The sequence below is a fragment of the Bacillus sp. AFS053548 genome (assembly GCF_002575105.1).
GTDB lineage: Bacteria > Bacillota > Bacilli > Bacillales > Bacillaceae_G > Gottfriedia.
Map to the genome: position 1 here is coordinate 1 of NZ_NUHI01000022.1, position 22,618 is coordinate 22,618.

A 22,618-nucleotide genomic window follows, 5' to 3' on the forward strand; every position below is an offset into this window, starting at 1 on the left:
TGCCGAGGAGGCTAAAGAATCTCGCCCCATGGAAAGCGAGCATCCTGTAATGGAAATCAACAACACTCTACTCCTTTTACGAAAATTTAATAAGCAATTGACAAGATTGTTTTTCAACAGCGTGACAAAAGGCTAACTAATACGGTTAGCCTTTTTATTTCTCAAATCCTTCAACTATTATTAAATCTAAGCTAAATGGTTACATGTTTTTGTTCATTTAGACAAATAATTTAATAAAACACAATACCTATAAAAAAGGCAATTAGAGTATAATCCTGAAAATTGGTAACTTAAGTCATGAATTACTACTTTTTACTAATCATAAAAAGAAGTTTAGTATCTTAATACACTTATTTAAGGGGGCGTATTTGTTGAGAAGAAGAAAAATTGTTATAACGATTCTTACTTTTGCTTTAGCAGGTTCTTTATTTTCAAATACTGCACTTGCAAAAGAGGATAAAGTTAATACTTATGAAAAAATTGATCTTGTAGGTCTTGGAGACTCCATAACATTTGGTTTCAACTTAGGTACTACTAATAGCATACCATCAAATTATGCGTTCCCTTTTCTAATTGGTGAAAACGCAAACCTTGAAGTTCGTGATTTAGGCGTTCCAGGTTGGACGACAGCTAATCTTTTGCAAGCAATAAAATATGATACCAATTTCAGACAATCAATAAAACATGCAGACTATATTACTTTAGATATAGGAAATAATGATTTGTTACATACTTTGAAAAAAAGTAATCATTTAGAACAACTTCCAGGAAAAATTGCTTCAATGATGCCAAAATTAACAGGAAATTTAAATGAAATAATTAAGGAAATTCGTGAACTTAGCGATGCTCCGATTGTTTTGTACAATTTCTATAATCCATTTCAAGTAAATAATCAACCGATGCATAAACTATCAAATCAATTATTATCGTTCATCATTAATCCTAAAATAGCTAGCATTGCAGGTAAATACAAAAATGTAAAAATAGCTGATGCATTTTCTGCGTTTGATGAAAAACAAGCAACGTATGTTAGACAGGGGGATATACATCCAACTATAGATGGACAAACTGTACTAGCTAATATCGGAAGGAACGCGCTCGGAATAAAAAAATAAAAATTTTTTATTATGTTTTTATTTTTCAATTTAACTTATTTAAAATTATCGATTAACCATAAATTGTGGTTAATCTTTTTTTATTGTAGCTATTTCTTATGTTAATTAATTATGAATGGAGACATAACACATTCATCACAGAACTATATATTAATATTTACTAAAAAATGCCGTTTGGATTTTGAATCAATGATTTTATATTTAGGAGTGATCTAATGGAAAGTATCCATGAGATACTAAGTGAGATTACATCATCTAAAGAGGGTGATGTATTAGCAACAATTATTCATGTAGAAGGCTCAGCCTACCGGAAAGAAGGAACTTCCATGTTATTTAAGGGAAATGGGAGAGAGGTTGGCTTACTTAGTGCCGGTTGCCTTGAAGCTGATTTGTCATATCGAGTTCAAGAAACAAGAGTAAGAAAAACACCTCAAACTGTTACTTATGACATGAGTGCAGAGGATGATTTGACATGGGGCAATGGAGCAGGGTGTAACGGAATTATTACTGTGCTTTTAGAGCCAATTGATGATACTATGTTTAATTTACTAACTAAATTAAAAACATACCTATTAAATGGTACAAGTGTATCGATGATGAAAATTTTATCTGATGATAGTAATGAAGTTGAAACTTTATTCATAGTGGATGAAAAGACCTTTTTTGGAAACTGTAAAGAGCGAAAATTAAATCAGATTAAAATTGCTTTTAATGAATTACATTATAGTAATCAAAAAAGTGGGCTACGTACGATTGAACCGCTTGAAACTAATACGTATTTACATACTTTTCATCCAAAGCCTCGATTATTCGTGTTTGGAGCAGGTAAGGATGCGATTCCTTTAGTAAAACTTGCATCTTTAGCAGGATTCTTTGTAACTATAACCGATTGGCGAGCGGATCTATGTTCTAAAGAATCCTTCCCATACGCAGAACAAATCCTTGTGGGATTTCCGAGCGAAATCATACCAAGACTTCAATTGACTGCTTCTGATTCAGCTATAATCATTACCCATCAATTCCAAAAAGACAAGGAAATATTAAATCATATATTAAATAGTACTCTTAAGTATTTAGGAGTTCTTGGTGGAAAAAAACGAATCCAACGACTTTTGGAAGGCAAAAAAGTAGATACAGAAATAAATAGTCCAGCTGGTCTGCAAATTGGGGCTGAGGGCCCAGAAGAGATTGCAATCAGTATTGTTGGTGAATTAATTCAGAGACAAAGAATAAAGAAGATATCCAAGCATGAAGAATAGTAGAATCATTGGAATATTACTTGCTGCAGGTAGTAGTAAAAGAATGGGACAGAATAAAATTTCACTTCCATTAAGTAATTCTACAGTTGGAAGTTACGGTTTACGTAAATTTATCAATTCTAAGATTGACCATGTTTTTGTCGTAACAAAAGAAGATGATTCACTAAATTGGATTAGCAAAGATCTTTTTCAAAAACCTTATAAAGATTCATGGTCACATGTTCTATGTACAAGTGCTAATAAGGGACAATCATATTCTTTAAAATGTGGTTTAACTCGAGCCCTAAAAACAAAGCCTTTAGGGATCATGATCCTCCTCGCAGACCAACCTTTTTTATCGATCCAAACTATTAATAAATTACATCAAAATTATTTAAAACGTGTTAGTGAGAATTCAACAATTCCTTTTTTAGCAGCAAGCTTTCAAGGTGTTCCCAGACCCCCAATCATCCTATCGCCAAATACGATACCTGACTTATTCATGTTAATTGGAGATGAAGGAGCAAGAGCAATTATTCGGAATCATACTAATTTAGAAGGTTTGTTAGTTGAATTTGAGAATAAATGGGATTTCTTCGATATCGATACAAAAGAAGCGTATGAAGTAGCGAAGGGAGTTGATTTTAATTTGTGATTAGTAAAGGAGATGCAAGTTTTTATATTCCATCTGTTTGGTTTCCAGATACACTTGAGAAAGCATACAAATTAAAGCGACAATTTTATGATGATTCATGCTTAGTTGCAGGAGGAACTCTTTTACAAACTGAATGGGAAAAGGGAAATCATTGTCCTAAAAATATAATAAGTTTAGAAAACATTAAAGAATTGAAAGAAATTAAGTTAATGTCAAAAAATAGGCAAACTTTTATCCAAATTGGAGCATTAACCACTTTTGATTGTTGTAGGAATAAAGAAATCTTCCTTGAAAATGTTCCAATCTTAGTGGAAGCGGTTCGCAATATTGCATCTCCGGCCATTCGGAATAGAGCAACAATTGGGGGGAATGTTGCGAATGGATATGGTGATGTCATTCCTGCATTATTAGTATTAGATGCTAGTCTACTATTATATGATGGAGATCAAATGAAAGAAAAAAAACTAACAGATTGTCTAAAAGAAAAGAACTTTTTATCAAATTCCATACTCGTGAGTATTAAAATACCTGTTCAAAAAAAGAATACTCGTGAAAATTATTTTTATCAAAAAATAGGATTAAGAGAAAACTTTTGTCAAAGTATTGTGAGTATCTCTGGCTATTTAAAAATTAGCAAAAAAAAATCAATCGAAAAAGTTCATTTAGCAGTTAGTGGTAGTTCTTTTTTACCCCAAAGGTTAGATCTTACAGAAGAGCTTATTAAAGAGTTATTCCTTCCACCTTTTCAATTAAATGAAATAGCTCAGTCAATCAAAAAGGAATTCAATCCTCCTTCTGATCATTTTTCATCTTCGAACTATAAACAGGACATTACAATTAATATTATAGTTTCCGAGATTGCTAAACTAAGTAGTAAATGAGAGGTGATCGAATGCGTAAAGATTTGAGCCCTACAAATAAAGAAAGAAGAATTCGTCCTGATGGTCTAAACAAGGTGACCGGAAATCTGAAATATCTTACGGACCTTTCTTTTCCAAAAATGTTATATGGGAAAGTATTAAGAAGTACAGAGCCACATGCTGAGATCTTATCTATTTCGATTGAAGAAGCTGAAAAAATTTCGGGTGTTAGAGCTATTGTTACTTATAAGGATATTCCAGGTTTAAATGGTTTTGGTCTGATCGTTCCTGACCAACCTGTTTTTTGTAAAGACCGGGTAAGGTATATCGGTGATGCAATTGCAGCAATCGCCGCTGATTCAGAAGAAATCGCTGAACAGGCATTAAAGTTGATAAAAGTGGAATATAGAAAGCTACCTGTTATTGATAGCCCTGAAATGGCCCTTCGTCTTGATGCTCCTAAATTACATGAACAAGGAAATATATTGCATCAGTCTAAATATCAAAAAGGTGATGTTGACGAGGTGTTTCGAGAATGTAGTACGATTATTGAAGAAACATATGAGTTACCTAGGCAAATGCATGCATATATGGAAACAGAGGGTGGAGTAATTGTTCCTGAAATAAATGGTAATTTAACGGTGTATGTTGGAACACAGCATGGTTTTAAAGATCGGTTTCAATTGGCCAGAATCCTAAATATACCAGAAGAAACTATTCGAATTATCTCTAGCCCTATTGGTGGTTCATTTGGAGGGAAAGATGAATTAAATATTCAACCATATGGTGCTTTGTTAGCTCTAAAAACTAAATGTCCAATAAAAATTCACCAAAGTAGAAGCGAATCTGTTAAGTCTGGATTAAAACGACATCCAATGATAATTACAATGAAAACAGGTGTAAACGCAATTGGGGAAATTGTGGCACATAAAGTAAAAATTATTGCTGATACAGGTGCATACGCAACATTAGGTCCTGCAGTTTTAGATTTTGCTATTGAGCATGCATCAGGACCTTATATTATACCTAATATTAAAATTGAAGGGTATTCAGTATTTACAAATAATGGAGTTGCTGGTGAATTTAGAGGATTTGGCGGAAACCAAATTACGTTTGCTCTTGAGGGGCAAATCGATCGAATTGCTGAAAAACTTAAAATGGATCCAATTAAATTTCGTTTAATAAACCTTAGAAAAACGAATGATTTAGGGCCATTAGGTCAAAAAATCGCCCCAACAAATAGTGCTTATGACGTATTAAGTCAAATTAGTAAACTACCTTTACTGAAAAAACAGAATGATAAAGAGCTTAATCACAATTGGAAGGTTTATGGAAAAGGTATTGCTATAACAATGCATGGTGGAGGACTTGGGGTCGACAGAATAGACCCAGCTGGAGGTCGGTTATCGTTTACTCGAAAAGGTAAAATAGAAGCAGCATTTGGATTTGAAGAATGTGGTCAAGGTATTCTTGCTGTAATTGAAACTTTATTAATCGAAGAATTTAATTGTTCTGTACAAGATATTAATATTATTATTGGTGACACTGAATTGGTGCCAATTAGTGGTTCTTCGACAGCATCTAGAGCTACAAGTATGGTGTGGCATTCTTTAAAAAGAATGGAAGCAACATTTAAGAATCAGATTCTTGAACTAGCCCAAATGGTTACTAGAATACCGATTAACTTACTTAAAATGGGACCTAATGGGATTTGGCTAAAAGTTAACGGTAGAGAAGATAAATTTATTATGCCTTACAAAGAGCTTGCGCAAAAATTGCCCCAAAAACAAGAAATAATCGTTCAGACTTCTTTTGACTTTCCAATAAGTCCTGATGCTACTGTTGGAGGTAGTCACTATCTTTATTCCTTTGCATCCGTTTTGGCACAAGTTGAAGTAGACCTCCTTACTGGTAAAATCAAGATCATTGGATTAGACCAAGTAGTTGCTGCTGGTCCAGTTGTCAATCTTTTAGGTTATAAAGGACAAATCGAGGGTGGAGGTGTTATGGCATTAGGGTATACATTGATGGAAGATTCTTTTATGGAAAAAGGTGTATACGTTTCTGATAACTTCGATACGTATTTAATACCAACAATTTGTGATGTTCCTTATAAAGTAAATGTAGTTCCAATAGAAAGTCTAAATGAAGAAGATTCATTTGGACCTAGAGGAGTTGGAGAAATCGGCACAGTTGCTGTTGCCCCTGCAATTGCTAAGGCAATTTTTGAAGCAACAGGATGTTGGATCAATAAATTACCAATTTCTCCAGAATATTTATTGTACCTAATAAATTCAAGGAGATGAGCTAATGGGCATGGATAAATTTGATCAAGATCAACCTATTCATTTACTTGAACTAAATTTAAAAATAAATAATAAGGAAAAGCAATTACATGTTCCACCTAAAATGCGTTTAATCGATATATTAAGAGATGAGTTAAAAATGACAGGAACTAAAATCTCATGTGAAATCGGTCGATGCGGGGCATGTGCGGTTCATATGGATAATAAGTTAGTTAATTCATGTTTGATGATGGCTTATCAAGTAAATAATACTTCAATTTGTACCATTGAGGGAATAGCTGACAAAGAGCTCCATCCGATCCAATTATCTTTTTTAGAAGAGGGCGGTTATCAATGTGGATATTGCACTCCAGGCATGATTATGGCCGTAAAAGCGCTTCTTGACACAAATTCAAATCCTTCAGATGAAGAAATTAAAGAAGCCTTATCGGGTAATCTATGTAGGTGTACAGGATACACAGGTATTTTACGTTCGATCCAAAAAGCAATAGCAATAATAAATAAGAATGATTTTTAAATTCTTTTTTTGGTAAGATAAATTATACTCGTTTAAAACTTGTCCTTCTATATTTCTCCTATAATTCATAGGGTAAATATGAGGGGGTTTTTTGTGTAAAAAGGTTTACTTTTGATCATTGAAAAGAACGTCAAAAAATGGATTTTTACAGGAATTTAGTTTCAAAAAAAAGAAATAAAGTCATTTTTTTAATGATTAAAATGAATTATAAATTTTACATGGCAAATTTAATTTCTCGATATTGCAAAGAAAAAGCCTAACAAACTTGAAGTACATAATTTAAATCAAATAATAAATACTTTATATCCATTACTTGAAACTAGAGCATTAAAAGAGGACAAACTCATTATAAGAGAGCTAATGAAATTCCTAATTTTATTATAGATCAAAATGAAATCCGACAGCTACTTTTAAATATGGTTAGTAATTCTTTAGATGCAATGGATGTTAGAAAAATTGTTAAGATACATACTTATATTGAAGACGATAAAATTGTTATGTCAATTAATGATGAAGGAAATGGCATTCCACCAGAAATAATCGAGAGAATATCCACTCCATTTGTCACATCAAAAGAAAATGGAACTGGATTAGGGTTAGCAATTTGTTATGCGATTGCTAAGCGAAATAACGCAACGATTGATTTTACAACTAGTGAAAAAGGTACGAATTTTAATATTCGATTTAATAGATGAGTACTTTTCGCTAGAAATAATTTTGTTAAAGCTTTGTCTAAATATAAATTAATTTCTATATATATTCCTTTATAAGTTGTTAGAAGTAATTATAAATTCTGATATAATATGGGTATAATAAATAAGAGTTTAGTGTTGGTAATACCAAACTTAAGTACAACATCCGTAGTGATACGGTTGACTAATATGTCCTTGGGGAAGGACGGTTACTTCTTTTTGAAGTAATATTGATGATGGCAACGATTAAGCTAATAACTCAATCGTTGCCATTTCACTTTCTAGCATTAACTAATTGTTTCATGCTCTGTCATATCTCAAATGCAACTTTGTGAATTTCGTCACAAAAAATACCGATATCAAGAATTTACACTAAACTTTATATGTTAAATTTAACTTCTGAAAGTCATTAGTTATTTTAACATGTAGACAAGGGCCACAAGATTGTATAATGGAAGACGTCACGAAATTAGCATATAAGTAAATTTTGATAGTTAATATAAAGTCCATTAAATGGGGTGCCTAAAAATTCGGCATAACTGAAATTTCGGCACTCTTTATCTATTGATTAGCAGGAACTTAAAAAGATACAATTAATTCATAAATAAAAGTTCATTAAGACTAACAAAGTCTAACATATTTCATAATTTAAATAGAAGAACTTCTATTTGGCTAACAGACAAAAGGAGTGTGCAAGATGGAACGGAAAAAAATAAATAAGCTTATAATTTGGATGTTAATTTTGTCTCCGGTTTTATTCTTTCTAATACCGATATTAGTCGGTTTAGTTTTAACACATCCATTTAGACGAAAAACCGAACAAACCCCTGCCGATTACAATTTGCAATTTGAAGAGGTTGAATTTAAGAGTAATCTTGATCAAGTTGTGCTAAGGGGATGGTGGATACCAGCAAAAAATTCAACAACTAAAACTGTCATAACTGCACACGGATACACAGATGAACGAAGTCAAAAAAAGATTAATGGTCTTCGAATTGTGCAATCAATCCATGATCAAGGGTATAATGTATTGATGTTTGACTTCCGTAATAGTGGAAAATCAGGTGGACGAACGACAGGAATTGGATATTATGAACAGTATGATTTATCGTCGGCAGTGGAATATGTGATTAACCAACGAAATCAACAAGAAATTGTTTTGCTTGGATGGAGTATGGGTGGGGCGACATGTTTACTTGTTGGTAGTCTTCATCCGCAAATTAAAGGAGTTATTGCAGATAGTCCATTTCATGATTTACAAACTTATTTGGAAGATAATTTAAGTGTTTGGTCAAAATTACCTAAAAAACCTTTTACTTCAATCATTTTACGTTCAATGAAACATTTATTAAAAATTGACCCAAAAGAAGTGTCTCCAGTCATTTCTGTTCAAAAAGGAAATTCTACAAATTATTTATTAATTCATGGAAAGAATGATTTGAAAGTACCTTTCAGTAGTAGTGAAATGATTTATAATCAAATCCCTAATGAAAACGAAAAATCATTATGGTTAACAGAACATGGACATATTACAACATTTATTGAAGAACCGGAACCATATACGAAGAAAGTAATTGATTTTATTGAAAAGACGTTTTCTTCTAATGCAAATTAAATAACTAATTAGATTTTGTGAAACAGATGAACCTTAAAGAGCGGTTTATCTGTTTTTTTATTTGAGAAAGATATTCTTCAGTACATGAAAGTAGAGCGTGTAGAAAATACTAATATTTATAAATTGGTTTAAATAAAAAGTATAATATTTGCCCCAAAAAGCTCTATTTTACTAAAAAGGCAGGTGAACTAAGATGGCAAATGAATATCGTTCGCGAGAGGAACGTAAACGGCTGGAAAAGCCTTCTAAAATTTCCAATAAGTCTGACGGCTTATGGAAAAAAATTACTGTAACATTATTATCAATCGTAATTGTTTTCATACTGATTGGTGTAGGAATATTTTCATATTTAGTTAGCGGAGCACCCGCATTAGATGAATCAAAACTCAAGGTACCACTATCTTCGACTATTGTTGATAAGGAAGGCAAAGTTGTCGCAGAGTTAGGTAGAGAACAACGTACAAAAGTGTCCTACAATGAAATTCCTAAGGTTGTAGAAGACGCATTTATAGCTACCGAAGATGTGCGGTTTTATAAACATAAAGGCGTAGACATTCGTCGAGTATTCGGTGCAGTTTTAGCGAATATTACTGGTGGTTTCGGATCGCAAGGTGGAAGTACAATCACGCAGCAAGTAGTAAAGAATTCATTTTTATCTTCTCAAAAAACAATTAAGCGTAAAGTTCAGGAAATGTACTTAGCATTTAAATTAGAACAAAGATACTCTAAACATCAAATATTAGAAATGTATTTAAATAAAGTCTACTTTTCAAATGGACTTAAAGGGCGAGGAGTATATGGTGTAGCAAAAGCTTGTGAAACTTATTTTAGTAAAGATTTATCTAAAATTACCTTACCAGAAGCAGCAACTTTGGCAGGTATGGTGAAGGCTCCAAATAGCTATAATCCTGCAAAGCACCCTATTGAGTCACAAAATCGTAGAAATACTGTTTTAAGTCAAATGAAAAAATATGGTTATATTACAGAGGAACAATTTACAACTGCAAAAGCAATACCAATGAAATCATTAGTAAAAGTTCATGAATCTGGTGGTACAAAATACAATTCATTTATCGATGTAGTCGTAAATGAAGTAGAAAAAAACAGTGATGCAAATGTTTATACTGATGGACTTACAATTGAAACAACATTAGATCCTAAAGCACAGGATAAAGCGGATGAAATATTAAGTAGAGGTAAAAGCTTCTATCCTAGTGATGAATTTCAAACGGGCTTTGTATTATTAGATACGAAAACGGGTGAAATACGAGCAGTAGGTGCTGGTAGAAATACAAGTACTGGTGGTTTAAACTTTGCAACTGATATTAAAAGACAGCCGGGTTCATCAATTAAACCTATACTTGATTACGGTCCAGCTATTCAGTATTTAAAATGGTCAACTTATCATCAAATACTTGACGAACCTTATTCATATTCTAATGGTACACCTATTAGAAACTGGGATCGAAAATATAAAGGTGATATTTCAATTCGATTAGCATTAGTCGATTCCCGAAATATTCCTGCATTAAAGACTTTCCAGGCTGTAGGAAGTGATCGTTCTAGAGAATTTGGGAATGGTTTAGGGTTTAATTTTTCAAAAAATACATATTATGAATCTTATTCAATAGGAGGATTCACAGGTGTATCAGCAATGGAGATGGCAGGAGCTTATGCTGCATTTGGAAATGGTGGAATTTATAATAAGCCTCACTCCGTTAAAAAAATTATTTATCCTGATAAAACTGAAAAAGTATTTGCAACTGATCCTAAACAAGTAATGAGTGATTATACTGCATATATGGTAACAGATATGCTTCGCGATGTAGTTAAAACACCACTTGGCACTGGTAAAAGAGCAAATGTACCAGGTCTAGATATGGCAGGGAAAACAGGTACGACAAACTACTCTGATGAAGTTAAACAAAAATACGGATTTCCGGATAACGCAACTCGTGATAGTTGGTTTATTGGATATTCTTCTGATGTTACAATGGCTGTTTGGACAGGGTATGAAAAAAATAAAAAAAATAATTTTCTTGGTAAAGGTTCAACGAATATTGCCAAATTCATTGCAAGAGATATGTTAGCGGCCAATGGAGATCGAAACGCAGTATTTAGAAAACCTTCATCAGTTGAAGAAATTCGAAACGAATTATACATCCGAGGGGAAAAAGTAGATGATATTCCTAAAGATATAGTGATTGAGTCTGCAAAAAATGTTAAGGCAAATTATGACCCTGTTACAAGTAATATTTCATTAAATTGGTCGTATCCTGCAAATCTGCTTCAAAAGACGTCTTTTGAAGTAAGTTATACTGTAAATGGTGCAGCGGGACAAACTCAGAAAATTCAGGGTACAGCAACAAGCATTAATGGAATTGTCCCTGGAGATATTGTAAAAATAACGATTATTGCTACGAGTACTGAAGGTAAGAGTGGCCCTGTTACAGTTACTGTTGATTTATCTTCAACTGAACAACCAACTACTCCACCTGCAAATGAAGGTGGACAAGGAACTGGAAATGGACAGGGTACTGGAAATGAGCAAGGGAATGGAAACGGGACAGGAGAAGGTGCAAAGCCAGGTGATCAAACGCCGGGTACAGGGGGAGAGAATGGAGATAATATAATAAATCCAATCGTCCCTAATCCTAATAATCCACATTAAATCTAAATTTAAAACGCATTGAGAAAATATCAATGCGTTTTTTCAAGTGAATAATGTTAAAGGAGTTTTTAAATGGAAGATAAATTAAGGATTAATATTTTTTTAAAAGAGTCAGATAATCCATTTGCAAGTTATTATAGCGATGACTATTTACACTTAAGCTCTGATTTAGAAGATTTTATATTATCTAAACTACTTAGTGCTAAAAGAAAAAAAATAGAGCTACTATTTGTTGGTCAAAATAAATTTGATGAAAATTCATTAAAAACTGCGACGTTAAACTCTTTTTCTAATCTCATGAAAACTGATGAACGGATTTATGCTAGAAATATTAAAAAGACAATTATTTTATTTGTTTTTGGTATTATCATTGGCTTGTTTTACTTAAAGCTTCAAAAAAGTCACGCCTATATCGGAGGCATATTAAGCATAGTATGTTGGGTATTTATTTGGTCAGGTACAGAAGTATATTTCTTTGAAAATATGCAAATCAAACAAAAGATTAAAAAATGTAAGAACATTCTTCATGCAAATATTTACAAAAAATGAAAATGCTAATGCCCCCGAAAAGTCGGGGGCATTAGTTTGGCTGTGTTATTTAATAGTGTCAGCTTTTTGAAATGTATCTCTCAAAATGTAGTAAGATTTTTTTAGTCGTTCATGATATATAGGCTTATCCCATTTTTTCCAAGTATAAGAATAAAAATCATCCATTAAAAGTTTTCCATTTTTTTGTCTAACAGTTGAATAGGATAATTCCTTATTTGATTCAGTAGGACGATAAGTAACAACAGCTACCTGAATTTTTTTTATATTATCGTGACTTTCTAATCCACCTTTCCATATATCGCCCATTATTTCACGTGTACTTGGATCTTTCACATTTAATAATTGCCAAGGGATACGAATTTCTAACACATGATCTTTTTTATTGAGGGATACATCAGTTAAAGAATTAAAATCTTTATGAAGTGGATTTCCATCTCCGAACATAAGTTTACCTGTTTCATAAGACTCCAAAGGCAAGTTTAGTGATTTCCCGTTTAAATTTGGGATTACAAGTGGTCGATTTAATCCAAGCATGATTTTATGATAGATGCCATTATCTTTCGCATTTACATTCGGTTCAATTGGAGCGTAATGTAATAGATTGGCGTATTCATAATAAAATGGATCATAATAGCTATCTACAAGAACATGAGAATCATTAGGTCCATTTAAGTCAATTACAAAATCAATTCCATTTTCAGTTTTAACCGTTTTGTCAAATGGAAGTTGGTGTTGTCCTTGACCTGGAATTGTATCTAGCAAAAGCATAACTCCCGTTTTAGACCAATCAAAAGGTTGTTTAGTTTTTTCAAAATTTAAAAGGAAATTAATTGATCGCACGTCACTAGACATTGACCAATTCTTTAATTTCCGTTCGTTGTCGTTCTGATCAAGAGATTTAATAAAATTCGCATTCTTAATATTTGCTGATTTGATTTTATTTTTTTTCCAATCACTTGGATTACCATCTACAGAAATGACTTTTGAATTGTTCGGATCAAAAGATAATAAACCAAATTGCTGCTCACTTGTTTGAACATTTGACCAAAATGGTCGACGTTCAGGATCATCTAATTTCCTATTATTCCATGTTCGTTTAAACCATTCATCTTGCCATGAAAATACAATTCCTCCTGCCATTCCCTCTATTTGTATATCTTCAAGCAGATGAGCAGTGATTTGTCCTTGATTTGTCTCATTATGTAACCCTTGATTCCATCCATTACGATTGCGATGAGTCATACCTCGTGAAGAAGGTACCCCAAATTCTGAAATTAAAACTGGCATAGTATGTACTTTTCTTAGATCATGTAAATATCCAGCATAACTATTCTTCTTTCCTCGAGAATCAGTATAATTCGTATAAGCTGGTTCATAATTCAAAAAATCCGGGTAATAAGGGTATACATGATAGGAAGCAAAATATCCCGGATATAATGATGGCTTTGGTTTTACATGATTTGGATCTAAAGAAACCATATCTTCATATACCATAGGTTCATTTGGATGATGAATAGGATCGGTAGTTACCCAATTCGCGAAGCTAATTGGACGCTGCCAAGAATACTTTTCTGTTTCATATTTCACAGTATTGTCTAAAATACTTGCTAGCCAAGTTTCAAAAGGAGTAGCGTTATTTGTTTGAAAGTACTGACCATTAAATTCAACATTACCTTTATGTTTATCATTTGTTGATCCCGATGCATATGCAAGAAATATATCAAAAGAATGGTTGGAGAGGACTACGGAATATGATTAATATATTCTTTTTAATTCTTAATAAAGTGATTATCATTTACGTGTTGCTCCTTTGTTCAACTTATTTAATCTTATTTTTATTAGCATTTATGCGATTAAAGAGAGAAAAAGGTCTAAGTCAAATTGAACAATATAAAAGATTAAAAGAGTCTGCCTTTACTGCACCAATTTCTATACTTGTACCTGCTTATAATGAGGAAGTAGGTGTAATTAATACAATTTTATCTTTGGTAACAGGTAGTGGTAGGCTAGATTACCCGGAATTTGAAGTAATCGTCATTAATGACGGATCAAAAGATACAACTCTAGAAAAAACGATCGACCGATTCGAGATGACAGTGTTAAAAAACAAGGTATTTCATAAGCATAATGGAATTGAAACGAAACAAATTAAGAATATCTATCAATCAGCAATTTATCCCTTTCTATTTTTAATTGATAAAGAAAATGGTGGAAAAGCTGATGCATTAAATGCTGGAATTAATTTTAGTAAGTATCCTTACTTTGCTTCTATTGATGGCGATACAATTCTTGATTCTGACTCATTCCTTAAAATTATGAAACCAATAATTGAAAATACTGATGACGAAATACTTGCTACTGGTGGAAATGTATTAATTGCAAATGGCAGTAAAACTTCACTAGGCAAAGTAAATGAAATGCGTCTCTCGAAAAATCCACTTGTAGTAATGCAGGTTATCGAGTATATGCGCGCTTTTTTAATTGGACGAATTGGACTTAGCAATAAAAACTTATTACTAATTATATCTGGAGCATTTGGTGTATTTAAAAAGTCAAGGGTCATTCAAGTAGGAGGATATTTAACGAATACAATTGGAGAAGATATGGAACTCGTCGTTCGCCTTCACCGTAAAAACATCGAAGAGAATTGGGGAGCAAAAATTGAATATGTAGCCGATCCAGTTTGTTATACTGAAGCACCAGATTCTTTTAGATATTTAAAAACACAAAGAGTAAGATGGCACCGAGGATTATTTGAAAGTTTATGGACTCATCGTAAAATGATTTTCAATAAAAATTACCGCTCAATTGGATTTATTGCAATGCCATATTTTTTCTTCGTAGAATTTTTAGGCCCAATCATTGAGTTTTTTGGTTATGTGTCATTAATAATAAACATTACTTTACAGAATATAAATATTTTGTATTCCATTGCACTTTTAATTTTAATGATTATATATGGCTCATTTTTCTCTGTAAGCGCAGTGCTATTAGAAGAATGGCGTTTAGAAAAATATAAAAAAATTAGTGAGTTAAACCGCTTATTTTTCTATTCGTTAACAGAAGCGATCTGGTATCGTCCTATTCTGACTTATTGGCGTGTAGCAGCAACAATCAGCATATTCTTAGGACAAAAAAAAGGTTGGGGAGAAATGAAGAGAAAAGGTGTTTAACTTTATTATTCAATCAAAAAGACTGCTTATGATATTATCCCCTTATAGTAGACACACAAAAAAGCCCATCCGATAATAAGGATAGGTAGTCTACTATTGGGGGATTTTATTTTGTCTGTAATTAATCGTACGTCTAAAAAATATTCTGAGGATTTTAAACTTAGAGCCGTAAAATTGTATCTTGAAGGAGATAGAAGTTATAAAACAGTTGCCCTTGAAGTTGGAATGCGTAGTCCTACTCAACTTAAAGATTGGGTAAATCGATACAGAGAAGGTAGATCTTTTGAAGATAAACGGGGTAAACATACAAACCATAGAAATAATTTTAATGGATTTCAAAAAACAAAATTTGTAAGCATTGAGGAAGAAAGAGATTATCTGAAAGCACAGGTAGAATTTCTAAAAAAGCGATATCAAAATCTAAATCAAGGAGGGAAAACTTCTAAAGGAAGTAGATTCGAAATTATTGAAGAGATGAAAGATAAATACCCTATCACTATGCTCGTTAAAATCGCTGAGGTATCAAGATCTGGCTTCTATAAATGGAGGAAATCAGCCGAGAATTCACAATCCAATAAAAATAAAGAACAAACTGTAAAATTACACATTCACGCGATCCATTCAATACGACCGTATTATGGATATCCAAGAATAACTGACCGTTTGAGAGAAGAGGGTTTGGTTGTAAACCATAAAAAGGTATATCGATTAATGAAGGAATTAGAGATCAAATCAGTCATTCGAAAGAAAAGAAAATATTTTGGGAGAGATGAATCGAATGTTTATCCTAATCTCTTAAATCGCCAGTTTAAAACACAAATGCCGAATGTTGCTTATGGGACAGATATTACTTTTATCAAAGTAGGAAACAAATTTTATTACCTTTCAGTCATTCAGGATCTTTATCATAATGAAGTTGTATCTTGGAAGTGTTCAGATCGAAATGATATTAAATTAGTCATAGAAACAGTTAGTGATTTATTTAAAAAAAGAAACGTGCAAGGAAGTATCCTGCATTCAGATCAGGGTTTCCAATACACGTCTTCAAAATACAACCAGTTCCTAGAAAAGAATAATATGTTAGGCAGCCACTCTCGCAAAGGAAACTGTCTAGACAACGCTTGTGTTGAATCATTCTTCTCACACTTCAAATGCGAATTGGTGTATCTATCTAATTTTAATTCAGAGAAAGAACTTATTCAAGCAATTGAAGAATATATACATTTCTATAATAATGAACGTTCACAAAAACGACTCAACCGTTGTTCACCAGTAAAATACAGGTTAACAACGGCTGCATAGTCTTTTTTAAAGTTGTCTACTTGACGGGGGTAAGACCATTAGCGGTCTTTTTTTTGTTTTTAAAAAGAATCAATTGTAAAAATTTTAAGTCTAGTCATTATTTCTGTAATTTATTTAAACTAAAAAATCAGAATGATAAATATAAATGAGTAATAGAGCATAAATAGAGTATAGCGGAGGAGTGAAGGATGATAAAGGGATTAAAATTAGTGGGGCTAATCGCTTTCATTGCGATTTTGAATGTGATTGTATTCTCTCCGGGTTTAATCGGAATCCAATTAATTAATGCTAGTGCATTTCAAACTGCATTTGGGGTATCGTTCATAATAGCGAATTTGTTAGTACTTCTATTTAGTATGTTTCAGCTATATTTCAAGCCTGTTAAAGATAAGCCAATTAAGCAGCTAAAAACAAATGAAGATTTCGTTCTAGCTTTAAGTCGATATAAAAATAGTAAAGTACTAAAAGAAGATATTATTACTTCAATTGAGCAAATTGAACGAATGAAAAAGAAAAAAGGCGTATTTTATAACTTATTAACGGATCGATTTTCTCCAACAGAAATTACATACAACAAGTTTGCATCTGTTGTGGACGAGGTTGAGTCATTATTTTATTTAAGAATTAGAAACATCATAAACAAGATCAGTACTTTTGATGAACTTGAATACAAAAAAATAAAAGGGAAAGACGGATTACGATACTCAAAGTCATTAATTCAAGAGAAAACAAATCTTTTTAATGAATATATCAAATTCATTAAAAGGGCAATTGAAATGAATGAAGAGATTCTTGTTAATATTGATAAATTAATTTTAGAAATTTCAAGACTAGATGAAATAGGAATCGATGATATTGAAAAAATGGAATGTATGAAAGAAATCGATACATTAATTCAACAAACAAAATATTATAGGCAATGAATGAAAGGATGATAAAAATGAGGAAGTTTCTTTTTGCATCTATTGCAGTAATCGTTGTAGTTTTTCTTCTTGTCTATATTGGAGTTAATATGACTTCAGGAGATAAGGTTGTGAAAATTACCGATAAAAATAAAAATCAGCAATTAGCTAAAATGATCTCGGAAATTAATATATCGAAAGCAAAACCAATTAAAGGTCAAATTGACTTAGGTACAGCTGATGTCGCAAGTGAACTCCCTGATATAACTAAATTTCCTGTATCCGTAGACAATAAGACTGATAGTTTTGTTGAAATTTTTTCATCTACTGAAAAATCAAGTGATGGGAAAAATGGTTGGTTAAACGAAGTGGCAAATAAGTTTAATGATGCAAAATTCAATCTAAATGGTAAGCAAGTATCTATAAAAATTAGAAACATTGCATCTGGTACTGCAACAGATTTTATTAAATCTGGTAAATATGTTCCTGATGCCTTTACACCTTCAAATGAACTTTGGGGTCAAATGATCACAGCAAGTGGTGTACAAACTGAAACTGTATCCTCGCGATTGGTTGGGAATGTTCCTGGAATTGTCATTTCAAAGACAAAATATAATGAGTTGATGAAAAAGTATAGTAAAGTCGATCCGAAAACCGTTATCGAGGCAATGACAAAAAATGAACTATCAATGGGATATACCGATCCATTTACTAGTTCAACAGGACTAAATTTTTTAATTACGACTTTAAATTCCTTTGATTCAAAAGATGTACTAAGCGATACTGCTGTGAGAGGGTTTGAAAGCTTTCAAGCAAATGTACCGTTCACTGCTTCTACGACTTTACAAATGAGTGATGCAGCGGAATCGGGCGTCCTAGATGCATTTGTCTTAGAATATCAAACATTTGTTAATTCACCTGATTTAAAAAATAGTTACGAATTTATACCATTTGGAGTGCGCCACGACAGTCCACTTTATGCTTTAGGGAATTTATCAAAAGAGAAAATGGATATTTTGAAAAAATTTGCTGAATTTACTAGTCAAAATAATCTTCAATCACTTGCGAAACAAGATGGGTTTAATGGGTTGAACAATTACAAATCAGAGCTTAAAACGATCGATGGGGATACTTTAAGTGCTGCCCAAAAACTTTGGAAAGGAAAGAAAAATACTTCAAATCCAATAGCTGCGGTTTTTGTAGCAGATGTTTCAGGTAGTATGGATGGTAAACCATTAAATGAGCTAAAAGAATCACTACTTAAAGGTCAAAAATATTTAGGAAGAGATAATAGTATAGGTTTAATCTCATACTCTGCCGATGTTACGATCAATCTTCCAATTGCAAAATTTGATGCAAATCAACAGTCAAAATTTGTTGGTGCAGTATCTGGCCTCGATGCTAGCGGAGATACAGCAACAAATGATGGAATCCTTGTAGCAATTAATATGCTAAAAGGTGAAATGAAAAAAAATCCCAATGTTAGACCGCTCATTTTTGTCCTAACCGATGGCGAGACCAATCATGGGAATTCATTGAAGGATGTAAAAGGGATCATAAAAGCATATAAAATTCCAATTTATACGATTGGTTATAACGCTAATATTAAAGCGCTTGAAAGTATATCGAATATTAACGAAGCTGCAAATATTAATGCTGATTCAGATGACGTAATCTATAAAATTCGTAATATCTTTAATGTTCAACTTTAATTAGTAGGAGGATTTAAGAATGTCATTTTCTATGCAAGTTGTAAATGAAGAGGAAATCAAGGCAGTAATAGAAGAACAAGTAAAGCCTGTTCCAGAAGAATTAATGAAATTAAAGGCAACAGCGGATGCAAATGTAGCGATGATTATGGAATTAGACACTGTTTCAAAGGAAACGTACGAAAAACGAAAGGAAATTCTTCAATCAATCGAATCATTTGGATTACAGACGATGAAATCTTCTTCGAATAAAAATTCTCTTCTAAAGGTTTCACTTGGTCAACTTGCTAAAAGTGGAGACGAAGGAGGGCAAGTTGCAAAAGGATTATCAGAACTCCAAGTTCAATTAAAGGATTTAGATCCAAGTGTCATTAATTTTGCAAAATCGGGTTTTTTAGGTAAGTTATTTAATCCTATTCGTTCATATTTTCAAAGATTTGAAAAAGCAGATGTCGCAATCGCAGATATCGTAAAGTCACTTGATAAAGGGAAAAAAATTCTTGAAAATGATAACACAACATTAGAGCATGAACAACTATCACTTCGTATGCTATCAAAAACGCTAGAAAAGGAAATCCAACTTGGAACATTAATGGATGAGTCAATTGAAAACCAGATAGAAAAAGCAAAAATCGAAGGGGAAGATCAAGAAAAAATTAAATTCATCTCAGAAGAAGTTCTTTATCCGTTACGACAACGAGTCATGGACCTTCAGCAAATGTTAGTTGTCAATCACCAAGGAGATATGTCATATGAGGTAGTTATTCGGAATAATCGTGAATTAATTCGTGGAGTTGAACGTGCAAAAACGGTAACGATTTCCGCATTGAATACAGCTGTAACGGTAGCAAGTGCTCTATATAATCAAAAAATCGTTTTACAAAAAATCACTGCTTTAAATCAAACAACAAATACGATTATTGAAGGTACTTCTAGATTATTAAAGGAGCAAGGAGTTGCAATCCAAAAGCAAGCGATGGAGTCAGCGGTCTCTGTTGAAACACTAAAAACGTCATTCACAAACGTCATATCAGCGTTTGAATCGATTAGTACATTTAAACAAGAAGCTTTGCCAAAAATGCGTCAAACAATCCAACAATTTCAAGAATTAGCTGAAGTCGGTTCTAGGCAGATTCAAAGACTTGAAAAAGGGGATCGAATCGGATTATAGGTGTGTTGAATTGCAAAAAACTAAGATTCCTTTGATCTTAGTTTTTTGCTTTTTCAATCTTATTAATAAATTTAATGCACTTTGAACATTCATGATTAGAAATCTTAATAAAATACAAACCTTTAGGACATTTCAGTTGCTTTATAACTTTTATTTTATTTCGCTCTCATTCGTTTAAGATCTTCCTTTGGAGGAAAACCAAATAACCGAGAATATTCCCTACTGAACTGAGAAGGACTCTCATATCCTACTCGAAATGCTACTTCTGCTGCATCTGAAGATTCGGACAGTAATAGAAGTCGCGCTTCCTGCAATCTTAAGTGCTTCTGAAATTGTAGGGGACTCATTGCAGTTACATCTTTAAAATGTCTATGTAGGGAAGAAACACTCATATTTGCTATTTCTGCAAGCTCTTCAATTCGTAAAGACTTGTAAAAATTCGCTTTAATTTGTTCAATAACTTCACTTATTCGATTAGTAGTGCTACCTTCGATGGCAATTTGTTGCAATATACTACCATTTTGTCCACGCAATACTCTATAGAGAATTTCTTTTGTAAAAATAGGTGCAAGAATTGGAATATCTTCAGTTGAATCCAATAAACGGGCCAATCTAATCACTGCATCTAAAATCGAACCTTCTAATTCGTTGACAAAAATCGCTCGTTTTGCATTTTCCATTGAATTAGTGGGAATTTCAGTATCAGTTAAAATTTCTAAGATTTGACTTGGATTAAATTCAAGTTTTAAAGCTAGATATGGAGCGCTTGGTGTAGCTTCAATAACTTGGCCTGTAACTGGTAAATCAACGGATGCTACTAAATAATTTCCAGGGCCATACTTAAACCGTTCATTTCCTAGTAATAATTCCTTTACACCAGAAACAACAATACATAGGGACGGCTTATAGACTCGGTATTTAGGATCAGTAATATTTGACTCTCGAATGAAAAATAACGAGTTAATTAAGGTCTCGTTAACACCTTCATGACTAGTATTGCGATCAATAATTTGAATTAGTTCGCTTAAATAAGAAGCGTTAATTTCAGACATATAGTCCTCCTTGCTTACTGTATATTAATAGAAACATAAAAATTTTTCATAGAATTTGTAAAAATGAGAGGATTAGGCAATCATTTAGGAGGAATGAGTTAACGAACTCTGCTTATTTTAATGCATAATTAAGTATATCAAACATATCTTCAAAACTATAATATTATCATTTCACCTATGAGGAATTAAATTTAAAACCCTTAAGGGAGAGATTCATATGAAACTAATTGCATTAGACTTGGATGGTACTACACTCAACACTAATAAAATAATAAGTGAAGAAACGTTAAACTCGATTAAAAAAGCTCAGGCGGCAGGACATATCGTGATGATTTTATCCGGGCGCTCACCAAGTTCAGTAAATGATGAACTTTCAAAGTATGGTTTAAATTGTCCAGTTGGAGGCCATAACGGAACTGCATTATATGTGAATGGAAAATTAATTGAACTAAATTCAATAGGGAGACCTCAAATACAAAAAATCGCCTTAGATGTTGAGAGTGAAGACTTACCGTACAATATTTCTACAAATAAGGGAATATTTGCTCCAAGTAATTGGGATAAACGACTCGAACATGTTGTTTTATCTGGGCGTGTTCCTAAAGAATACTTCTCAAACAGACACTTCAAAATGTTTACTACATCACCAAATGTACATGGGCATTCGTTTTTTAACAAAGTTCATGAAATAATTGATAATGAGGATTTTACAATCCAAAAGTTTCTTATTTTAACCCTTGATCCAAAACAAATGGAGAGACTTGAAAAAAAATTAAGATTCATAGATGAAATTTTTGTTACGAGTGCCTCACCTTTTAATCTTGAAGTTACACATATAAATGGAAATAAAGGGTATGGGTTAAAAGCTATTGCATCCTATTTTAATATTCCATTAGAAAATACAGTGGCCATTGGTGATGAAAAAAATGATTTACCGATGTTTAATCTAGCGGGATTATCAATAGCCATGGGGAATGCTGAAGAAGAAGTAAAGCTCTCATGTGATGTTGTTACATTAAGTAATGATGAAAATGGTGTTGCATATGCATTCGAAAAATATATTTTTAAAGAGTCAAATGTACTATAATAAT

Annotated in this window: 18 protein-coding genes; 16 read left to right on the top strand and 2 right to left on the bottom strand. The window is 32.5% G+C overall.

Features of this window, described 5'->3' with window-relative positions; translation table 11 throughout:
* Positions 1-371 precede the first annotated feature (371 nt).
* From CN946_RS10940 to CN946_RS10985, 10 genes are all read left to right on the top strand, one after another.
* Entirely contained in the window at positions 372-1,115 is a 744-nt protein-coding gene (locus tag CN946_RS10940; protein WP_286133905.1) for a GDSL-type esterase/lipase family protein, read from the top strand.
* A 215-nt stretch (positions 1,116-1,330) separates the two neighbouring features.
* Positions 1,331-2,374 carry an XdhC family protein gene (locus tag CN946_RS10945; protein ID WP_098861142.1) on the top strand — a complete coding sequence of 348 codons (1,044 nt, stop codon included), beginning with the start codon at positions 1,331-1,333 and terminating at the stop codon, positions 2,372-2,374.
* Complete coding sequence (locus CN946_RS10950; RefSeq protein ID WP_098861143.1) at positions 2,364-3,008, top strand: NTP transferase domain-containing protein; 645 nt, start codon at positions 2,364-2,366, stop codon at positions 3,006-3,008. Before CN946_RS10945 ends, CN946_RS10950 begins: the two co-directional genes overlap by 11 nt.
* Positions 3,005-3,889, top strand: coding sequence for an FAD binding domain-containing protein (locus CN946_RS10955; protein ID WP_098861144.1), 885 nt, complete (start codon positions 3,005-3,007; stop codon positions 3,887-3,889). Before CN946_RS10950 ends, CN946_RS10955 begins: the two co-directional genes overlap by 4 nt.
* A gap of 11 nt (positions 3,890-3,900) precedes the next feature.
* Positions 3,901-6,174, top strand: a complete 2,274-nt coding sequence (gene pucD, locus CN946_RS10960) for a xanthine dehydrogenase subunit D (protein ID WP_098861145.1) — start codon at positions 3,901-3,903, stop codon at positions 6,172-6,174.
* A 10-nt stretch (positions 6,175-6,184) separates the two neighbouring features.
* Positions 6,185-6,691 carry a (2Fe-2S)-binding protein gene (locus CN946_RS10965; RefSeq protein WP_098861251.1) on the top strand — a complete coding sequence of 169 codons (507 nt, stop codon included), beginning with the start codon at positions 6,185-6,187 and terminating at the stop codon, positions 6,689-6,691.
* A 395-nt stretch (positions 6,692-7,086) separates the two neighbouring features.
* A complete protein-coding gene (locus CN946_RS10970; RefSeq protein WP_286133910.1) occupies positions 7,087-7,386 on the top strand; it encodes an ATP-binding protein in 300 nt (99 codons plus the stop codon).
* A 694-nt stretch (positions 7,387-8,080) separates the two neighbouring features.
* Positions 8,081-8,998 carry an alpha/beta hydrolase gene (locus tag CN946_RS10975; protein WP_098861147.1) on the top strand — a complete coding sequence of 306 codons (918 nt, stop codon included), beginning with the start codon at positions 8,081-8,083 and terminating at the stop codon, positions 8,996-8,998.
* 193 nt (positions 8,999-9,191) lie between these two features.
* Positions 9,192-11,669 carry a transglycosylase domain-containing protein gene (locus CN946_RS10980; protein WP_098861148.1) on the top strand — a complete coding sequence of 826 codons (2,478 nt, stop codon included), beginning with the start codon at positions 9,192-9,194 and terminating at the stop codon, positions 11,667-11,669.
* A 72-nt stretch (positions 11,670-11,741) separates the two neighbouring features.
* Positions 11,742-12,218, top strand: a complete 477-nt coding sequence (locus tag CN946_RS10985) for a hypothetical protein (RefSeq protein WP_098861149.1) — start codon at positions 11,742-11,744, stop codon at positions 12,216-12,218.
* Between the two features lie 45 nt (positions 12,219-12,263).
* On the opposite strand, the gene CN946_RS10990 is transcribed toward CN946_RS10985, so the two are convergent.
* The gene (locus CN946_RS10990) at positions 12,264-13,805 is read right to left on the bottom strand and encodes a hypothetical protein (protein ID WP_098861150.1); all 1,542 of its coding nucleotides are present in this window, start codon (positions 13,803-13,805) and stop codon (positions 12,264-12,266) included.
* A 164-nt stretch (positions 13,806-13,969) separates the two neighbouring features.
* Between CN946_RS10990 and CN946_RS10995 the strand changes: the two genes are divergently transcribed.
* From CN946_RS10995 to CN946_RS11015, 5 genes are all read left to right on the top strand, one after another.
* Complete coding sequence (locus CN946_RS10995) at positions 13,970-15,391, top strand: glycosyltransferase family 2 protein (RefSeq protein ID WP_098861151.1); 1,422 nt, start codon at positions 13,970-13,972, stop codon at positions 15,389-15,391.
* 111 nt (positions 15,392-15,502) lie between these two features.
* Positions 15,503-16,693 (top strand): IS3 family transposase, encoded by a 1,191-nt coding sequence (locus CN946_RS11000; RefSeq protein ID WP_176547297.1) that lies wholly within the window; start codon positions 15,503-15,505, stop codon positions 16,691-16,693.
* A gap of 188 nt (positions 16,694-16,881) precedes the next feature.
* Positions 16,882-17,616: a hypothetical protein gene (locus tag CN946_RS11005; RefSeq protein ID WP_098861153.1), complete on the top strand. Its 735-nt coding sequence runs from the start codon at positions 16,882-16,884 to the stop codon at positions 17,614-17,616.
* 8 nt (positions 17,617-17,624) lie between these two features.
* Positions 17,625-19,307: a vWA domain-containing protein gene (locus CN946_RS11010; protein WP_098861154.1), complete on the top strand. Its 1,683-nt coding sequence runs from the start codon at positions 17,625-17,627 to the stop codon at positions 19,305-19,307.
* A gap of 19 nt (positions 19,308-19,326) precedes the next feature.
* On the top strand, positions 19,327-20,475 hold the full coding sequence (locus tag CN946_RS11015; RefSeq protein WP_098861155.1) for a toxic anion resistance protein: 1,149 nt from the start codon (positions 19,327-19,329) through the stop codon (positions 20,473-20,475).
* A gap of 155 nt (positions 20,476-20,630) precedes the next feature.
* Here the strand turns inward: CN946_RS11015 and CN946_RS11020 are convergent, their stop codons facing one another.
* Positions 20,631-21,527, bottom strand: a complete 897-nt coding sequence (locus tag CN946_RS11020) for an AraC family transcriptional regulator (RefSeq protein ID WP_098861156.1) — start codon at positions 21,525-21,527, stop codon at positions 20,631-20,633.
* 217 nt (positions 21,528-21,744) lie between these two features.
* Between CN946_RS11020 and CN946_RS11025 the strand changes: the two genes are divergently transcribed.
* Positions 21,745-22,614, top strand: coding sequence for a Cof-type HAD-IIB family hydrolase (locus CN946_RS11025; protein WP_098861157.1), 870 nt, complete (start codon positions 21,745-21,747; stop codon positions 22,612-22,614).
* The last annotated feature ends 4 nt before the right edge of the window (positions 22,615-22,618 follow it).